This is a genomic window from Bacillus sp. AFS073361 (assembly GCF_002567005.1).
Taxonomy (GTDB): domain Bacteria; phylum Bacillota; class Bacilli; order Bacillales; family Cytobacillaceae; genus Neobacillus.
Genome location: NZ_NUZU01000013.1, coordinates 327,412 through 345,879 on the forward strand (window position 1 = coordinate 327,412; position 18,468 = coordinate 345,879).

The window sequence follows — 18,468 nt, forward strand, 5'->3', positions numbered from 1 at the left end:
ATTAATTATAGCTTACCAAAAAAAGACTGTCTTATTTTAACTTATTATCTATTTTAACTTTCACTATATCATAGCATTTTTTGGGACGACCCTGAATAAGCTTTCTTTAGGAATGAAAAGCGGAAACGCCTGGTCAGCCCCGACAAGCGCTGGAGGGCATGCCGGTGAAGTCGTTCTTTGACTTCATCGGCAGGACCGAAGCGACCTCGAGGGGCTAGGCGTTGGAGCTAGACTAAACAAGGTATTAAAGGGGGAAGTGAGATGGTCGGATGAAATTCCATGAAATGAAGATAGATCAAGTAGAAAAGGCCCTAGAAACCGACTTTTCTTCTGGATTATCGCAGGAAGAAGTAAAAAAACGGGTGAAGCTGCACGGTCTAAATGAATTGGACGAAGGAGAAAAGCAATCGGCTTTACTCTTATTTTTTAGTCAATTTAAGGATTTTATGGTCTTAGTGCTGCTTGCTGCTACACTGATATCTGGGTTGCTTGGCGAATACATTGATGCCATTGCGATTATCGCCATCGTCATTATTAATGGCTTTCTAGGCTTCTTTCAAGAAAGAAGAGCGGAGAAATCACTCCAGGCTTTAAAGGAATTATCTGCTCCCCAAGTTTCAGTGCTTCGGGATGGACAGTGGATCAAGATCCCATCGAAAGAAATTGTTATTGGCGATGTTTTGAAGTTTACTAGCGGGGACCGAATTGGTGCAGATGTTAGGGTAATTGAGTCAAATAGTTTAGAGATTGAAGAATCGGCCCTAACCGGTGAGTCTGTTCCTGTTTCTAAACATACCGAATCATTAGCTAATCCAAACCCAGGAATAGGTGACATGGAGAATATTGCATTTATGGGTACAATGATCACGAGGGGAAGCGGTGTTGGGGTTGTCATTGCAACAGGAATGAAAACAGCTATGGGGCAAATTGCAGATTTACTTCAAAATGCACAGACTCAGGAAACACCATTACAGCGGCGCTTAGAACAATTGGGAAAAATTTTAATAACTGTCGCATTGTTGTTAACTGTTCTGGTGGTAGTGGTTGGTGTTTTAAGGGGACACGACATCTATGAGATGTTTTTAGCAGGTGTTTCACTTGCTGTTGCTGCCATTCCGGAAGGACTCCCAGCGATTGTCACAGTAGCATTATCACTTGGTGTCCAAAAAATGATTAAGAAAAATGCGATTGTTAGGAAGCTTCCGGCGGTTGAAACACTTGGTTGTGCATCGGTCATATGTTCAGATAAAACGGGAACAATGACGCAAAACAAAATGACCGTTACTCACCTCTGGAGCGGAGGGCAAACCTGGACTGTAGATGGGGTCGGTTATCAACCCAAAGGAAATTTTTATAGAAATGAACGAAATATTAATCCTAAAGATGAAAAAGCACTTCAGCAGATGCTGATTTTTGGGATGTTATGTAACCATTCAGATTTAGTTGTCAGGGAAGATGATTATTTTCTCGATGGAGATCCAACTGAAGGAGCACTTTTAGTAAGTGCCATGAAAGCAGGGTTTGATCGTCCTAAATTATTAGATGAATTTACAATTATTAAAGAATTCCCATTTGATTCTGCTCGTAAAATGATGAGTGTGCATGTAAAAGACAAGCAGGGGCGGAATTTCATTGTCACCAAAGGGGCACCAGATGTCCTATTAGGAATTAGTGAATCAGTCCTTTGGGACGATAGAACGCAATTTTTAAATAAAGAAACACAGTCCAAAGTACAAGAGGCAATAAACGGCCTTGCGTCACAGGCTCTTCGAACGATTGCGATTGCCTTTAAACCAATCCAGGCTAACACCGTCATATTAAGCGAACATGAGGCAGAGAAGAATCTAACCCTAATTGGTATCCAAGGAATGATAGACCCGCCAAGACCAGAAGTGAAAAAGGCGGTCAAGGAATGTAAGGAAGCAGGCATAAAAACAGTTATGATAACCGGTGACCATGTGATCACAGCGAAAGCAATTGCCTCCCAACTTGGAATCATAACCAATAAGAGTAAGGTCATTGATGGAAATGCCCTATCGCAAATGTCTGTCGAAGAATTGGAAGAAGTCGTTAATGATGTTTCCGTTTTCGCCAGGGTATCGCCAGAGCATAAACTGAAAATTGTCAAAGCATTACAAAATCGCGGCCATATTGTTGCGATGACGGGTGATGGAGTAAATGATGCTCCAGCCATTAAAGCAGCTGATATTGGAGTGGCAATGGGAATAACCGGTACAGATGTTGCTAAAGAAGCATCTGCACTAGTTCTGTTGGATGATAACTTCGCCACAATTAAGGCAGCGATAGTTGAAGGTAGAAATATTTACGAAAACATTCGGAAGTTTGTCCGTTACTTATTGGCTTCCAATGTAGGCGAAATTTTGGTGATGTTGTTTGCGATGGTTTTAGCCCTTCCACTTCCATTGATCCCTATCCAAATCCTATGGGTTAATTTGGTAACAGATGGTTTGCCAGCGATGGCACTTGGACTCGACCGACCAGAAGAAAATGTGATGAAACGTAAGCCGCGCAGCCCAGATGAAGGTGTTTTTTCGCGTGGGTTAGGCTGGAAAGTTGTATCGCGTGGTTTCTTAATAGGGATTGTAACTTTGTTGTCTTTCATGGTTGTCTATCATAACGACCCAACACAGTTGCAATATGCACAAACTGTTGCCTTTGCTACACTCGTAATGGCACAGCTCATTCATGTATTTGATTGCCGCAGTGAAAAATCGGTCCTTTCAAGAAATCCTTTTGGAAATCCATATCTTGTTTGGGCGGTGGTATCGTCACTAGTATTGATGCTGGTTGTTATATATTACCAGCCGTTACAGCCAGTCTTCCATACACTTCCGATCGCAGCAAAGGATTGGTTACTGATTGTTGGGTTATCATCGATTCCAACTTTTTTACTAGCTGGGTCATTTTTGTTAAGAAAAACAAAATAAAGTGTGTTATAATCCAAAAGGTAATAGATTCCACTCTATTACCTTTTGTCTTTTTTGAAAAATTTAGGGAGCAGATCAATTTTTCAGGAGATTGGATGTGCACAAAATGGTAACTAGTATGACGGGTTTCGGAAGAGCTAAGGCAGAGTCAGATCTTTTCTCTGTAAATGTAGAAATAAAAACAGTGAACCACCGTTTTTGTGAAATGAATATCCGAATGCCCAGGCAGCTATTAAAAATAGAAGATCGTTTGAAAAAGAAACTAAGTCAGTATATCCGCCGTGGCAGAGTTGAAGTTTATGTCACCTTAGAGGGTGAAGGAAGTGTAACCCGAAAAGTCCATGTTGACTGGAAACTCCTGGATGAATATTCTCAAATCATCGAGCAGGTACGTGAAAAGTATCATGTTGAAGGAATAGTCACACTTCAGGATTTACTTAGTCGAAGTGAATTCTTACATATTGAAGAAAGTGAAATCGGCAATGATGAGCTGGAAAGGCTAGTTCTAGAAGCAACAGAGGAAGCAGCCAATTTGTTAAGACAAATGCGATTGGCAGAAGGAGAAGAATTAAAAAAGGATTTGCTCGCTATCTTGTCACAGTTAGAAATAAATGTGCTGGAACTTCAAAAATTCGCTCCCCTCGTTGTTCAATCATATAAAGAACGCTTAACAAAAAGGATGGAAGAATTCGTTAATGGGCAATTAGATGAAACTAGGATATTAACGGAAGTTGCCGTTTTTGCTGATAAAGCAGATATCAATGAAGAAGTTACCCGTTTAAAAAGCCATATTCAACAGTTCTTGCATACCCTGCAAAGTATAGAACCAATTGGAAGAAAGTTGGACTTTATTGTTCAAGAAATGAACAGAGAAGCAAATACGATTGGATCAAAAGCAAATGACTCCAACATTGCTAAACAGGTCGTTGATATTAAAAGTTTGCTCGAGAAGTTGAAGGAACAGGTTCAAAATATCGAGTGAACCTTGTTTAGAAATGGTTTGAGACGGTCAAAATATATTATTAATGATTGGATGAAGACCATGTCGATTAAATTAATTAATATTGGATTTGGCAATATCGTTTCTGCCAATCGAATTATTTCAATTGTCAGCCCTGAATCTGCTCCAATAAAAAGAATTATTCAAGATGCCCGCGACCGTGGTGCATTAATTGACGCCACATACGGCAGACGAACAAGAGCAGTAATTGTTATGGATAGTGACCATGTTATTCTATCAGCTGTTCAACCAGAAACGGTCGCACACCGTTTAGCTGATCGTGATGAAATAATTGATGAAGGGTAGGATTTTTGAAAATGCAGGAAAAGGGATTGTTAATTGTGCTTTCTGGGCCATCTGGGGTTGGAAAGGGAACGGTACGGAAAGAGATTTTTTCACATCCGGATACAGCTTTTGAGTATTCAATTTCGATGACAACCCGCTCACCGCGAGAAGGGGAGATTGATGGAATTGATTACTTTTTTAAGTCAAGAGAAGAGTTTGAACATTTAATCAAGCAGGAAAAGCTGTTAGAGTATGCCGAATTTGTCGGCAATTATTATGGTACCCCTGTGGACTATGTTCGTGAAACATTAGATGCCGGAAAAGACGTCTTTTTAGAAATTGAAGTAAAAGGTGCCCGTCAGGTTCGTGAAAAGTTTCCTGAAGGTTTATTTATATTCCTAATGCCGCCAAGTTTATCCGAATTAAAGAACCGGATTGTGACAAGGGGAACAGAAACTGATGACATTATCCAAAACCGGATGTTGTCTGCCCGTGAAGAAATTGAAATGATGGAATTATATGATTATGTCGTTGAAAATGACCAAGTGGAGCGTGCTTGTGAACGTGTGAAAGCTATTGTCACTGCCGAACATTGCCGCAGAGAACGTGTAGAACATCGCTATAAAAAATTGCTGGAGGTTGAATAAGATGTTATATCCTTCTATTGATTCGTTGCTTGAAAAAATTGATTCTAAATACTCACTAGTGTCCGTGGCTGCCAAGCGGGCGCGGGTAATGTCCCAAGTTAAGGATGAAAGATTACCAAAATATGTTTCTCATAAGCATGTGGGTAAAGCACTTGAGGAAATTTATAGCGGTGAATTAACGTATCGGATTTCTAAAAAGGCAGATACACTTGCTGAATAATAAATAATTATACGATTAGAAATCATTAGAGAAGGCGTGACAAAAGGGATAAACCTTACGTGTCAGCCTTTTTTATTTGGCTGTATTAAAGGTTAATGTTGATTTTGATTTTGGCACTCTGTTGNNGGCTCCCCGGCACGCCCGCGGAAAGCGAAGTGCCTGGAACGGAAATCAACAGACATGTTTAACTCAGCTTTTATTTTGGTGATTCAATATTTAGTGGATTTTGTCGAATGATGGTAGGTAAAAGATGAAAAATTGCATTCATTCTTGCATAATAAAAGAAAGACAAATGGATTAAGAAGCGAGGGAAGCGATGATGATGAAAGATAAAAAAATATTATTATGTGTGACAGGTGGAATAGCTGTCTATAAAGCAGCAGCACTAACAAGTAAGCTTGTTCAGACTGGAGCACAAGTAAAAGTAATTATAAGTGAATCAGCTCAAAAGTTTGTTACCCCATTAACCTTTCAAGCATTATCTCGCAATGAAGTGCATGTTGATACTTTTGATGAAATCAATCCGCGTGTCATTGCACATATTGATTTAGCAGATTGGGCTGATTTAATTCTAGTTGCTCCTGCTACGGCAAATACCATTGGGAAAATTGCGAACGGAATCGCAGATAATATGATAACAACAACATTGCTTGCAGCCACCTCGCCTGTTTGGATTGCTCCTGCCATGAATGTACATATGTATGATCATCCTGCTGTGAAAAAAAACTTATCACTCTTAGAGGAATACGGTTATCAATTCATTGAACCTAGTGAAGGATATCTAGCCTGTGGCTATGTTGGAAAGGGACGATTGGAAGAACCGGAAAAAATTGTGGATATCATCAGAGAATATTTTATCAAGCGAGAGCACCAGCCCTTAAAAGGAAAAACTGTTGTAGTAACTGCAGGACCGACTCGTGAAAAAATTGATCCTGTTCGGTTTATTTCAAATCATTCGACCGGGAAAATGGGGTATGCTCTAGCTGAAGAGGCAAAGAGACAAGGGGCTCATGTGGTATTAGTTTCAGGTCCGGTCAATCTTACAGCTTCTTTAGGAATCGAAGTGGTGAAAGTGGAAAGTGCGGAGGAAATGTACAAGGCTGTTTTGGAATCTTACTCAAAAGCGGATGTTGTCATAAAAACCGCAGCCGTTGCTGATTATCGTCCGAAAATCACCTATGATCATAAGGTGAAAAAGCAAGCAGGTGACTCGAGTATTGAATTGGAAAGAACAAAAGATATCCTGATGGAGCTTGGAAAGAGAAAGAGGAACCAAGTGCTGGTGGGCTTTGCTGCTGAAACGGATAATGTGGAAGAATATGCTAGAAAAAAGTTAACTGCTAAAAACGCTGATATAATTGTCGCCAACAATGTGAAAGCGGAAGGGGCAGGGTTTGGGACGGACACGAATATTGTTACCCTGTATAAACGTTCAGGAAACGCAATCGAATTACCACTTATGTCAAAAAGTAATGTAGCAAAAATGATTATTGAAGAAATTACTTCCCTTTTAAAGGATATGGATGAAAATGGAGATAGCTAGTGTGATTGTGGATGTACCGACAAAGCAAACCGACCGGGCCTTCGATTATTTGATTCCAGAGCAGTTAAGCGAAGTCATCCAGCCTGGAATGAGAGTAATCGTTCCATTCGGTCCTAGAAAGATCCAAGGATTTGTCACCTCGTTAAAATCACATTCAGAATTTAAAAAGTTAAGAGAGATTATCGAACCAATGGAGCTCGAGCCTGTTTTAAACAAAGAATTATTAGAACTTGGCGATTGGCTGACCGAACATACACTTTGTTTTAAAATATTTGCCTATCAGGTGATGCTGCCTGCTGCATTAAAAGCAAAGTATGAAAAAAGAGTGCAACTGGCTGTGGGGGTACAACTGGCTGATTTAACAGAACCCCTTCAAGCTCTTTTTGAAAATAAAATAATGGTTGATTGGGAAGACGCATTAAAAAATGGAATGGTTCCCTTATTACAAAAAGAGGCAGCGAAAGGAAAACTGGAAGTTACATACATTGTTAAGGAAAAGGTCAAAAAGAAACAACTTAAGTTTCTTCGTCCAGTAGTTTCTGTTGCTGAATTAAAAGAGGTCCTTAAGAGCTTCCCCAAGAAAGCGGAAAAACAAAAACAAGTATTAAGTTATTTTGTCGATCATTTTGATCCTATCGAATTAAGACAATTGGTCGCTGAAATAAAAACGACATCCTCAACCATTAAAGCGCTTGTGGAAAAAAAGCTCCTTATTGAGTATGACATGGAGGTTTATCGTGATCCATTTGAAGATAGGACGTTTAAAAGAACAAAGCCATTACCATTAACCCATTCCCAACAAACTGCAATTGCGCCAATTCTAAACTCAATTGAATCAAATCGACATGAGGTATTTTTGTTGTACGGGGTAACGGGAAGTGGGAAGACAGAAATCTACCTCCAATCCATCCAAGAGGTGATTGAAAGAGGACAGGAGGCGATTGTACTTGTACCAGAAATTTCGCTTACCCCTCAAATGGTTAATCGCTTTAAAGGAAGATTCGGGGATTTAGTGGCTGTTTTGCACAGTGGTTTATCTGCAGGAGAAAAATATGACGAGTGGCGTAAGATTCAACGGAAGGAAGTAAAAGTAGCAGTTGGTGCTAGATCAGCAATTTTTGCACCATTTGAAAATTTAGGCATCGTTATCATTGATGAGGAACACGAAACAAGCTATAAGCAGGAGGAAATGCCTCGATACCATGCCAGGGATGTAGCCATCGAAAGGGCGAAAAACTATAACTGCCCAGTAGTACTTGGAAGCGCAACTCCATCGCTCGAATCATTCGCTAGAGCTCAAAAGAAGGTATATCATCTTTTATCACTTCCTACTCGGATGAATAATCAATCCCTGCCTTCAGTGGAGATCATTGACATGCGCGAGGAGCTTCGGAATGGAAATCGTTCGATGTTTTCAAGCAAGCTATTTGAGATGTTAAAAGACCGAATTGAAAAAAAACAACAATCTGTTTTATTTTTAAATAAACGTGGACATTCCTCTTTTGTGATGTGCCGCGATTGCGGGTATGTGATGAATTGTCCTAATTGTGATATATCGCTAACCTACCACCGTGTTCACGAACAAATGAAATGTCATTATTGTGGCTATGAAAGCCATGTGCCAAGGCAATGCCCGGAGTGCGCCAGTGAGTATATCCGCTATTTTGGGACTGGTACACAAAAGGTGGAAGATGAGTTAGGAAAAATTCTTCCAGAAGCTAGGGTTATTCGTATGGATGTGGATACAACAGGTAGAAAGGGGTCCCACGAACGATTATTGACCGATTTTCAAAATGGTAAAGCAGATATACTCCTCGGGACACAAATGATTGCAAAAGGCTTGGATTTCCCCAATATCACCTTAGTTGGTGTGCTTTCGGCTGATACTATGCTTCATTTACCAGATTTTCGTGCCTCTGAAAAAACCTTTCAATTATTAACCCAAGTAAGCGGGAGGGCAGGACGTCACCAGTTGCCAGGAGAGGTCATTATTCAAACCTACACTCCTGAACACTATAGTGTTGAGCTTGCCGGGACACAGGATTATGATCTCTTTTATCAACAAGAAATGATGATGCGAAAAACACATCATTATCCACCATTTTATTATCTATCATTGATCACTGTCAGTCATGAGCAGTTAATGACAGTCGTTACAGCTACAGAAAAAATTGTTAATTATGTTCGCTCTCAGGTTTCAAATGATGCCGTCGTTTTAGGGCCGGCGGCCTCGCCAATTCCTAGGATTAATAATAGATATCGCTATCAATGTCTGATAAAATACAAGCGGGAACCGAACTTGACAAAAATGTTAAAAACCATTTTGGATCAATATCAAACAGATACAAAGAGTGGCTTACTGGTAACAATTGATGTGAATCCATTTATTTTAATGTAACCATCTTATTACCTGAGGCTGTAAAGGTTAATATTTCGCTTTTTTGGTGAAAATGTAAGCAATAAAAAATTTAATTACGCCTTTTTTTAAATGGCATTAATGGGGGAAACGATTTGCCAATCCTTAAAGTAGTTAATTATCCTGCTGAAATACTAGAGCAGGCTTGCAAGCCAGTAGTGAAGTTTGATAGAAAGCTGGCAAAAGTACTTGATAATATGTATGACACGATGATTGAATATGATGGGGTAGGGCTTGCTGCCCCGCAAATTGGATTAGACCAACGCATCGCAATTGTTGATATCGATGATGAATTAGGGACAATTGAAATGATAAACCCAGTTATCTTAGAAACATCTGGTGAACAAACTGGACCAGAAGGTTGTCTAAGTTTCCCTGGCTTGTTTGGTGAAGTGACAAGACCCAATTTTGTTAAGATTGAGGCATTTGATCGTAAAGGAAGAAAATATACATTAGAAGCAGAGGGCTTTCTCGCGAGAGCAATTCAACATGAAATCGATCACCTTGATGGGATTTTATTTACAACAAAGGTGACAAGATATCTAGAAGAAGATGAGTTAAAAGGAGTAGAAGCTGAATGACCAAAATTGTTTTTATGGGTACTCCGGATTTTTCCGTGCCGGTTTTACAACAAATTATTAATGACGGATATGATGTCATTGGTGTAGTGACACAACCAGACCGACCAGTTGGCAGGAAAAAGATATTGACCCCCCCTCCAGTAAAGGTTGAGGCTTTAAAACATGATATTCCGGTCTTTCAGCCAGAAAAAATAAGTCAAGAACAAGAACTCGAAAAGATCCTATCATTGAAACCTGATTTAATTGTTACGGCCGCATTTGGTCAAATCTTACCCAATAAATTATTAGAAGCCCCTAAATACGGTTGTATCAATGTTCATGCATCCTTGCTTCCTGAACTTCGCGGCGGTGCTCCTATCCATTACGCTATTCTTCAAGGGAAACAGAAAACAGGTGTGACAATCATGTATATGGTTGAAAAATTAGATGCTGGAGATATTTTAACAAGCATTGAGGTTCCTATCACTGAAGAAGACAATGTTGGAACACTTTTCGCCAAACTAAGTGAAGCCGGGGCTAAATTGTTATCGGAAACCTTGCCGCTTCTTTTGGAGGGCCGACTTACGCCAAAGCCGCAAAACCATGCCGATGCAACCTTTGCATCCAACATTAAACGAGAACAAGAAAAAATTAACTGGACAAGAACCGGTGAAGAAATCTATAACCATATTCGTGGATTAAACCCTTGGCCGGTTGCGTTTACCACCTTGAATGGTCAGGTGGTAAAGATATGGCGAGCTAATAAGCAAGCGGGGCAAAGGGGAGTAGAACCTGGTACTGTCCTTAAGGTAGAATCAGATAGCTTCACGGTTAGTACGGGAAATGAAACAGCCATTAAAATCATTGAACTTCAGCCTTCCGGGAAATCAAAAATGCTGTGTGAACAATTCTTAAGAGGTTCTAAAATTTCAGTAGGCACGAGACTAGGAGAATAGCAATGACATCAACCATAAACAATGTACGAACCATCGCAATGGACATGCTAGTTGCTATTGAGAAAAATCAGGCATACAGCAATTTACTTCTTAATTCTACCATTGAAAAAAACGAACTTCCTGCCAAAGATGTCGGCCTCTTAACAGAATTAGTCTATGGGACATTACAGAGAAGAATGGCGCTTGACTATTTTTTAGAGCCGTTTGTCAAAGAAAATAAAAAGTTAGCAAATTGGGTTCACCATTTATTAAGGCTCACTCTATATCAAATGGTTTACCTTGATCGAATACCTGATAGAGCTGCAATATACGAAGCAGTTGAAATTGCCAAAAATCGTGGTCATAAAGGAATCGGCAGTTTAGTAAATGGAGTTTTAAGAAGCATCCAAAGAGAAGGGCTTCCGTCACTTTCAGAAATCGCCGATCCCAATAAGCGGCTGGCACTTGAAACTAGTCATCCGGAATGGCTTGTTACCAGATGGGTGGCTCAATTCGGTTTTGATAAAACGAAAGAAATGTGTGAGGTCAACCTAACTGCACCATTGCAAACAGCTAGAGTGAACCTTACGAAAATTTCAAGAGACGAATGTATCTCCATTTTAGAAGAAGATGGTTTTCAAATCGAAAAAAGCCCGGTCATTCCTGAGGCCATTCGTTCGTTAAAGGGAAATCTGGCTTCAACCATTTCCTTCAAATATGGAATGTTTACCATCCAAGATGAAAGTTCGATGCTTGCAGCATATGCTTTAGGTGCATCGCCAAACGAATATGTCCTCGATGCATGCGCGGCACCAGGTGGTAAAAGTACCCATATTGCTGAAAAAATGGACAATACAGGTGAAGTGATTTCAGTAGACCTTCATCAGCACAAGGTAAGATTAATCAATGACAATGCCAAACGGTTAGGGTTAGAAAATATTAAAACAAGTGTCTCTGATTCAAGAAATTTACAGGAGAAGTTTAAGCTTGAATCATTTGATCGAATTCTTCTCGATGCTCCGTGCTCCGGACTCGGTGTAATGAGAAGAAAGCCAGATATGAAATATACCAAAACAGAGATGGATATAAAGCGGCTAAGTACCATTCAACAAGACTTATTAACGTCCGTAACCCCGTTATTGAAAAAGGGCGGTATTCTTGTCTATAGTACATGTACAGTCGATAAAGAAGAAAATGAATATACAGTCAAAACATTTCTTGAGAACAACCCTGAATTCGAAGGGGATGTAACATTTAAAAGCCGGATGCCTGAAGCAATCCAGCCATTAATTACAGGTTTCGATTTACAGATATTCCCACAAGATATTGGGTCAGATGGATTTTATATAGCAGTATTAAGAAAGAGGGTGTAACAGTTGGAACAATTAAATACAACTGAGACAAACACAACAGCGGAAGTAAAGAAAAAATCAATTTATTCATTACAATTACAAGAATTAAAGGATTGGCTTTCTGAAAATGGTGAAAAGCCATTTCGTGCCGAACAGATCTTTGAATGGCTTTATAAAAAAAGAATTACATCTTTTGAGGATATGAGTAATGTCTCGAAGGGCCTTAGAGAAAAGTTAGAAAGTAATTTTGTACTAACTACATTAAATACGGCAATTCAACAAACCTCATCTGATGGAACCATTAAGTTTCTTTTTGAGCTTCATGATGGATATTCGATTGAGACTGTATTAATGCGTCATGATTATGGGAACTCCGTTTGTGTCACGACCCAGGTAGGCTGTCGAATTGGTTGTACCTTTTGTGCTTCTACACTAGGCGGACTTAAAAGACACTTGGAGGCTGGCGAAATCGTTGCTCAAGTAGTTAAAGTCCAGCAAACACTAGATGAAACCGATGAACGGGTAAGCTCTGTTGTTATCATGGGGATTGGTGAACCATTCGATAATTATGATAATATGATGTCATTTTTAAAAATAATTAATCATGAAAAGGCGCTTAACATAGGAGCACGACATATCACCGTTTCAACAAGTGGAATTGTTCCAAAGATTTATAAGTTTGCCGATGAAGACACGCAAATTAACTTTGCGATTTCCTTGCATGCCCCAAATACAGAATTACGATCGAGGTTAATGCCGATTAACAAGGCGTATAAACTTGATGACTTAATGACGGCAGTAAGGTATTATATCGATAAGACAGGTCGCCGAATCAGCTTTGAATATGGTCTTTTTGGAGGAGTTAATGATTCAGTTGAGCATGCCGAAGAATTAGCTGAACTATTAAAAGGATTGAAGTGCCATGTGAATCTAATTCCTGTCAACTATGTTCCTGAAAGGGATTATGTACGGACACCAAGAGACAAAATTTTTGCTTTCGAAAAAACATTGAAAAACCGCGGAATTAATGTAACGATTCGCCGAGAGCAAGGTTCAGATATAGCTGCAGCATGTGGGCAACTTCGTGCAAAGGAGCGGAAAGAGGAGACGAGGTGACAAAAGTGAAAGCTGTTTTTAAAACGGACCAAGGAAGAGTTCGTCAGAATAATGAAGATAGTGGTGGTACTTTTGTAAATCGGGACGGACACCGCCTTGCCATCGTAGCTGATGGTATGGGCGGTCACCTTGCCGGTGATGTAGCAAGTAATATGACTGTTTCACATCTCCAGGAAATGTGGGAGAAGTCTGAAGGCATTCAAACGGCAGATCAAGCGGAAGCTTGGTTAAAAACGCATGTTCTTCAAGTGAATCAATTACTATATGACCATTCCAGAAGCCATGTGGAATGTGAGGGGATGGGCACAACAATTGAAGCGGTCATAGCTTCAGAGAATTTTACAACCATAGCACATGTTGGGGATAGTCGCTGTTATATTTTAAATGATTCGGGCTTCAAGCAGCTTACAGAGGATCATACACTTGTCAACGAATTAGTCAGAACGGGACAAATTACCAAGGAGGATGCGGAGCATCATCCAAGGAAAAATTGGATTTTAAGAGCATTAGGAACGGAACAAGATGTTAAAATCGATTTTAAAACAATCATGTTTGAAGAAGGTGACTATCTTTTACTATGCTCTGATGGGTTATCCAATAAAGTAAATGAAAAAGAAATGATTCAAATTCTTCAAAGTGAAGATTCACTTGAACAAAAGGCTTCTACATTAATTACCATGGCAAATGAGAATGGTGGAGAAGACAATATTACCCTAATTATTTTAGAATATGCTAATGATAATGAATTGGGTGATTATCAGTGATTATTGGGAAAAGAATAAGCGGCCGCTATAAAGTGCTTGAAATGATTGGCGGAGGCGGTATGGCAAATGTTTATTTAGCACATGATATGATTTTAGACAGAGAAGTTGCTGTTAAAATGCTCCGCCTTGATTTTGTTAATGATGAGGAATTTATTCGCCGTTTCCATAGAGAGGCACAGTCTGCTACTAGTCTTACCCACCCCAATATTGTCAGTATATACGATGTAGGCGAAGAGGATTCTCTTTACTATATTGTAATGGAATATGTGAATGGGCAAACATTAAAGCAATACATAAACCAACATTCATCACTTCGTGTCGAAAAAGCTTTAGATATTATGATGCAATTAACTTCTGCCATATCTCATGCTCATCAAAATCATATTATACATCGTGATATTAAACCACATAACATACTTATTGATCGGGAAGGCAATGTAAAAATCACTGATTTTGGTATTGCTATGGCATTGAGTGCAACAAGCATTACCCAAACTAATTCGGTTTTGGGTTCAGTACACTATTTATCACCAGAACAAGCAAGAGGCGGTATGGCAAATAGGAAGTCAGATATTTATTCGCTTGGGATTGTAATGTTTGAAGTTTTAACAGGGAGGCTTCCTTTCTCGGGGGAATCTGCCGTTTCGATTGCATTAAAGCATCTTCAATCAGAAACACCTTCTGTAAGAAGGTGGAATTCAAATATTCCACAAAGTGTAGAGAATATAGTCTTGAAGGCAACTGCAAAGGATCCATTTCATCGTTATAATAGTGTTGATGAAATGGAAGAGGATATAAGAACAGCGCTTGATCCAGAAAGAATGAATGAACCTAAGTTTAACATTCCAATCGATGATGAAGCAACAAAGGCAATTCCCATTATTACCGATGACCGTCCGCATAAAAATCTGGATGAAACATTAGTCCATAGTACAGATAAAGTTGTCCAAACCAAAAAGGAGACACCTGAGAAAGAAAAAGAGACTAAGAAAAAGCGGAAAAAATGGCCCGCTGTCCTCATTACAACTTTTCTTATCCTTGCTGTTTTAGGGCTTTTAACTATAACCTTTTTACCTGGATTATTGGCTGCAAAAGATGTCAAAATCCCGGATATAAGCGGGATGGAATTAGATGAAGCCATTTCCAAACTTAATCTAAATGGTTTAGAGGTGGAGAAACAAATCGAAATTCCGGATGATGCGATTGATCAAGGTAAAGTCTTAAAGACAGACCCTGAAATTGGCACAACGGTTAAGGAAAACACAAAAGTTACATTATATATTAGTACCGGCAAAGAAAAAATTGAACTATCCGATTATGTTGGAAGAGTTTATGACGATGTTTTTCCTTTATTGGAAAATCGGAATTTTAAAGATATTAAGAAGACTGAGATATATGATGAAAGTGAACCAGGAACGATTCTTAGTCAAACACCCCCTGGTGGTGATGAAGTTGTCCCTGAAGATACTGAATTAAAGTTTGAAGTTAGTAAGGGACCAGAAACAATTATCCTAAAGGACCTAACACAATACACTTTAAAAAGTGCAGAGGACTATGCCTCCTTAGTAGGGCTTAAGATCGAGACCGAAGAAAAATATGATGACAAAGTTCCTGCCGACATGGTGATTTCACAAAATCCAAAACCTAAAACAGAAATGAATAAAGGTGATACGGTAACCGTTATTATTTCAAAAGGTAAAGAAGAAAAGCCCCCAAAAACGGTAGTGAAGGAAATATCCATTGAGTATGAACCGACCGTTCCAGTTTCCGGTGAACCTATTCCTAAGCAGGAAGTTCTTATTTACATCGAAGATATGAATCACAGTATGACGGAACCGGCAGAAACCTTTTTTATTACCGAAACAACCAAAAAACAAATTGAATTAACGATACCTTATGGCGGAAAAGGCGGCTACAAGATTATTCGAGACAGAAAAGTCATAGCGGAGGATGTAATTAACTATTCTGAAACAGAATAATCAATATTACGAAGCTCTATTTATGATTGATTACGAAAATTTTAATATCAAAAATGAGTGGTCTAATTGAAAGGCAAGGAGTGTGGCTATGCCGGAAGGAAAAATTGTTAAAGCACTAAGCGGATTCTATTATGTACTGGGTAACAATAAGTTAATTCAATGTCGTGGAAGAGGGGTATTTCGAAAAAATAAAATTACCCCTCTTGTGGGGGACGAGGTTGTTTTTCAAGCTGAAAATGATTTGGAAGGATATATTATGGAAGTTAAAACTCGAAAAAATGAGTTAATTCGTCCGCCAATCGCAAATGTTGACCAGGCCATTCTAGTGTTTTCAGCTGTTGAACCAGAATTCAGTACTGTCCTATTAGATCGATTCCTAGTCCTAGTTGAATTTAATCGGATCGAACCGCTTATTTGTATTACCAAAATGGATCTTACCAACGAAGATGAGCAAAAGATGATTAAGGATTATGCAGAGCAATATACTGCAGCGGGATATAAAGTAATCCTGACTTCTTCCGAAACAGAAGCAGGAATTGAACTGTTAAATCCGCATGTCGATAATAAAATTTCTGTTTTTGCCGGTCAATCTGGTGTTGGGAAATCATCGTTACTGAATGTCCTTAGACCTGACCTTGAGTTAAAGACAAATGATATTTCATCGCATCTAGGCAGAGGAAAGCATACGACCAGGCATGTGGAATTAATTAAGATTGGCAATGGACTAATAGCAGATACGCCAGGCTTTAGTTCATTGGAATTTACCAATATTGAAGCTGAGGATTTAACTTTTTGTTTCCCTGAAATTCAAACAGCTAGTGAAAATTGCAAATTCCGAGGCTGTTTGCATGTAAGTGAACCTAAATGTGGTGTGAAACAGGCGGTTGACTCAAATGAAATCCCAGCATATCGTTATGAACATTATTTGGACTTCTTACAGGAGATAAAAGATAGAAAGCCGAGGTACTAAACATGGTTAAAATAGCACCATCTATACTTTCAGCTGATTTTTCGAAATTAGGTGAAGAAATTTTAGCAGTGGAAAAAGGAGGAGCTGACTACATTCATATTGATGTCATGGATGGCCACTTTGTTCCTAATATTACGATTGGACCCCTGATTGTTGAAGCGATTCGTCCAATCACCAAACTGCCACTTGATGTACACCTTATGATTGAAAACCCTGATGAATATATTGAGGCATTTGTTAAAGCCGGTGCTGATTATATTACTGTCCATGTAGAGGCCTGTCGTCACTTACATCGCACGATTCAAAATATTAAATCCTTTGGAATTAAAGCGGGTGTAGTTTTAAACCCTGCTACCCCTGTGGAATCCATTCAACATATAATTGGTGAAATTGATATGGTCTTATTAATGTCAGTCAATCCAGGGTTCGGAGGGCAAAAATTCATACCTGAGGTTCTTCCAAAAATAAGAAAAGTAAAAGAAATGGCAGAACAAAAAAGTTTAGACATAGAGATTGAGATTGACGGCGGTGTTAACTCAGAAACGGCAAAGCTTTGCTTGGACGCAGGTGCAAATGTTCTTGTGGCAGGCTCAGCTATTTATAATCAAGAAGATTATGCGAAGGCAATTTCGCTGATAAGAGGTTAATGGGAAAGCCAGCTTACGTGCTGGCTTTTTGCATATTGTAAAAAAGGAGAACTTTTATGATTATCAATATTGTGGCCGGAGGCCCTGAAGACCATTTGCCAGATTTAACGGAGTACTTAGTAAATGATGTAATTTGGGTAGGAGTCGATCGAGGGGTTTATCATTTATTACAAAGAAATATTTCTCCCTCTATTGCTTTTGGTGATTTTGATTCTGTGACATCAGATGAGTTAATATTTATTGAAGAACGTGTTACAGAATTGAAAAAATATAGACCGGAAAAGGATGAAACGGATATGGAGCTTGCCCTTAATTGGGCACTTAAACAGCATCCAAGCGCCATTCGTATATTTGGGGCAACTGGTGGCAGATTGGATCATTTATTTGCGAATGTTCACCTATTGCTCACACCGATCCAAGAAAAAAATGAAGTGGATATTTGCATAATTGACCGTAATAATATCGTTTTTATTAAGGAAGCAGGAAGTTATAAGATTGAAAAAATGGATTCAAAAAAATATATTTCTTTTGTTCCTGTAACACTAAATATCCAAAATCTCACCTTAGAAGGCTTTAAATTCCCTTTGAAAAATCGTCATATTTCAATTGGTTCAACACTATGTATTAGTAATGAACTTATTAGTGATTATGGTACTTTTTCATTTTCGGAAGGCATATTAATAGTGATAAGAAGTCATGATTAATATGTTTTAGTAACTAACTCAGAATGGTGCCTACAATGTTTTTGGTACTGATTTCGTTCGTTTGAATAAAATGGTAGGGCGTTCGAAAAAAGTTGAGTTGAAATAAGCTGGGGAGATTTGTGAGGAGGGACAGTATGAAATTTTATACGATTAAACTGCCGAAATTTTTAGGCGGACTTGTCCGTGCGATGATTGGAGCGTTTAAAAAGAACGAATAGCATAAGTATATATGATGATATCGTTTTACAATGGCACCCGTTTAATTTGGGTGCTTTTTATTTTGTTAATTGGGGAATCCTATAGATACAAATAGTTTCCTGGAGAGAAAGCTTTTTTATACAAAAAGAAAAGACACCCTTATCGAGGACACTGCAAAACACTT

Annotated in this window: 17 protein-coding genes; all 17 read left to right on the top strand. The window is 38.9% G+C overall.

Features of this window, described 5'->3' with window-relative positions; genetic code table 11:
• Positions 1-269: 269 nt before the first annotated feature.
• The 17 genes from COJ96_RS09625 (at position 270) to spoVM (ending at position 18,304) form a co-directional block, all read left to right on the top strand.
• A complete protein-coding gene (locus tag COJ96_RS09625; protein ID WP_098572706.1) occupies positions 270-2,948 on the top strand; it encodes a calcium-translocating P-type ATPase, SERCA-type in 2,679 nt (892 codons plus the stop codon).
• A gap of 106 nt (positions 2,949-3,054) precedes the next feature.
• Positions 3,055-3,930, top strand: a complete 876-nt coding sequence (locus COJ96_RS09630; protein WP_098572743.1) for a YicC/YloC family endoribonuclease — start codon at positions 3,055-3,057, stop codon at positions 3,928-3,930.
• 60 nt (positions 3,931-3,990) lie between these two features.
• Entirely contained in the window at positions 3,991-4,254 is a 264-nt protein-coding gene (gene remA, locus COJ96_RS09635; RefSeq protein ID WP_026566410.1) for an extracellular matrix/biofilm regulator RemA, read from the top strand.
• An 11-nt stretch (positions 4,255-4,265) separates the two neighbouring features.
• Positions 4,266-4,880: a guanylate kinase gene (gmk, locus tag COJ96_RS09640; protein WP_098572744.1), complete on the top strand. Its 615-nt coding sequence runs from the start codon at positions 4,266-4,268 to the stop codon at positions 4,878-4,880.
• 1 nt (position 4,881) lies between these two features.
• Positions 4,882-5,100, top strand: coding sequence for a DNA-directed RNA polymerase subunit omega (gene rpoZ / locus COJ96_RS09645; protein WP_098572707.1), 219 nt, complete (start codon positions 4,882-4,884; stop codon positions 5,098-5,100).
• A 319-nt stretch (positions 5,101-5,419) separates the two neighbouring features.
• The gene (gene coaBC / locus COJ96_RS09650) at positions 5,420-6,643 is read left to right on the top strand and encodes a bifunctional phosphopantothenoylcysteine decarboxylase/phosphopantothenate--cysteine ligase CoaBC (protein ID WP_098572708.1); all 1,224 of its coding nucleotides are present in this window, start codon (positions 5,420-5,422) and stop codon (positions 6,641-6,643) included.
• On the top strand, positions 6,630-9,041 hold the full coding sequence (gene priA, locus COJ96_RS09655; protein WP_098572709.1) for a primosomal protein N': 2,412 nt from the start codon (positions 6,630-6,632) through the stop codon (positions 9,039-9,041). Before coaBC ends, priA begins: the two co-directional genes overlap by 14 nt.
• Before the next feature lie 113 nt (positions 9,042-9,154).
• A complete protein-coding gene (def, locus tag COJ96_RS09660; protein WP_098572710.1) occupies positions 9,155-9,640 on the top strand; it encodes a peptide deformylase in 486 nt (161 codons plus the stop codon).
• Entirely contained in the window at positions 9,637-10,575 is a 939-nt protein-coding gene (gene fmt / locus COJ96_RS09665; protein ID WP_098572711.1) for a methionyl-tRNA formyltransferase, read from the top strand. Before def ends, fmt begins: the two co-directional genes overlap by 4 nt.
• A 2-nt stretch (positions 10,576-10,577) precedes the next feature.
• Positions 10,578-11,927 carry a 16S rRNA (cytosine(967)-C(5))-methyltransferase RsmB gene (rsmB, locus tag COJ96_RS09670; protein ID WP_098572712.1) on the top strand — a complete coding sequence of 450 codons (1,350 nt, stop codon included), beginning with the start codon at positions 10,578-10,580 and terminating at the stop codon, positions 11,925-11,927.
• Between the two features lie 3 nt (positions 11,928-11,930).
• The gene (gene rlmN / locus COJ96_RS09675; RefSeq protein ID WP_098572713.1) at positions 11,931-13,022 is read left to right on the top strand and encodes a dual-specificity RNA methyltransferase RlmN; all 1,092 of its coding nucleotides are present in this window, start codon (positions 11,931-11,933) and stop codon (positions 13,020-13,022) included.
• A gap of 5 nt (positions 13,023-13,027) precedes the next feature.
• Positions 13,028-13,786 (top strand): Stp1/IreP family PP2C-type Ser/Thr phosphatase, encoded by a 759-nt coding sequence (locus COJ96_RS09680; protein ID WP_098572745.1) that lies wholly within the window; start codon positions 13,028-13,030, stop codon positions 13,784-13,786.
• On the top strand, positions 13,783-15,765 hold the full coding sequence (gene pknB / locus COJ96_RS09685) for a Stk1 family PASTA domain-containing Ser/Thr kinase (protein ID WP_098572714.1): 1,983 nt from the start codon (positions 13,783-13,785) through the stop codon (positions 15,763-15,765). The genes COJ96_RS09680 and pknB overlap by 4 nt, the downstream gene beginning before the upstream one ends.
• Before the next feature lie 88 nt (positions 15,766-15,853).
• Entirely contained in the window at positions 15,854-16,735 is an 882-nt protein-coding gene (gene rsgA / locus COJ96_RS09690; RefSeq protein WP_098572715.1) for a ribosome small subunit-dependent GTPase A, read from the top strand.
• A gap of 2 nt (positions 16,736-16,737) precedes the next feature.
• A complete protein-coding gene (rpe, locus tag COJ96_RS09695; RefSeq protein ID WP_098572716.1) occupies positions 16,738-17,382 on the top strand; it encodes a ribulose-phosphate 3-epimerase in 645 nt (214 codons plus the stop codon).
• 56 nt (positions 17,383-17,438) lie between these two features.
• On the top strand, positions 17,439-18,086 hold the full coding sequence (locus tag COJ96_RS09700) for a thiamine diphosphokinase (protein WP_098572717.1): 648 nt from the start codon (positions 17,439-17,441) through the stop codon (positions 18,084-18,086).
• 134 nt (positions 18,087-18,220) lie between these two features.
• Positions 18,221-18,304, top strand: coding sequence for a stage V sporulation protein SpoVM (gene spoVM, locus COJ96_RS09705; RefSeq protein ID WP_035445740.1), 84 nt, complete (start codon positions 18,221-18,223; stop codon positions 18,302-18,304).
• Positions 18,305-18,468 lie beyond the last annotated feature (164 nt).

Coding starts and splice junctions, on each gene's coding strand:
- COJ96_RS09625 (WP_098572706.1), top strand. CDS start 270: ATGAAATTCCATGAAATGAAGATAGATCAAGTAGAAAAGGCCCTAGAA.
- COJ96_RS09630 (WP_098572743.1), top strand. CDS start 3,055: ATGGTAACTAGTATGACGGGTTTCGGAAGAGCTAAGGCAGAGTCAGAT.
- remA (WP_026566410.1), top strand. CDS start 3,991: ATGTCGATTAAATTAATTAATATTGGATTTGGCAATATCGTTTCTGCC.
- gmk (WP_098572744.1), top strand. CDS start 4,266: ATGCAGGAAAAGGGATTGTTAATTGTGCTTTCTGGGCCATCTGGGGTT.
- rpoZ (WP_098572707.1), top strand. CDS start 4,882: ATGTTATATCCTTCTATTGATTCGTTGCTTGAAAAAATTGATTCTAAA.
- coaBC (WP_098572708.1), top strand. CDS start 5,420: ATGATGAAAGATAAAAAAATATTATTATGTGTGACAGGTGGAATAGCT.
- priA (WP_098572709.1), top strand. CDS start 6,630: ATGGAGATAGCTAGTGTGATTGTGGATGTACCGACAAAGCAAACCGAC.
- fmt (WP_098572711.1), top strand. CDS start 9,637: ATGACCAAAATTGTTTTTATGGGTACTCCGGATTTTTCCGTGCCGGTT.
- rsmB (WP_098572712.1), top strand. CDS start 10,578: ATGACATCAACCATAAACAATGTACGAACCATCGCAATGGACATGCTA.
- rsgA (WP_098572715.1), top strand. CDS start 15,854: ATGCCGGAAGGAAAAATTGTTAAAGCACTAAGCGGATTCTATTATGTA.
- rpe (WP_098572716.1), top strand. CDS start 16,738: ATGGTTAAAATAGCACCATCTATACTTTCAGCTGATTTTTCGAAATTA.
- COJ96_RS09700 (WP_098572717.1), top strand. CDS start 17,439: ATGATTATCAATATTGTGGCCGGAGGCCCTGAAGACCATTTGCCAGAT.
- spoVM (WP_035445740.1), top strand. CDS start 18,221: ATGAAATTTTATACGATTAAACTGCCGAAATTTTTAGGCGGACTTGTC.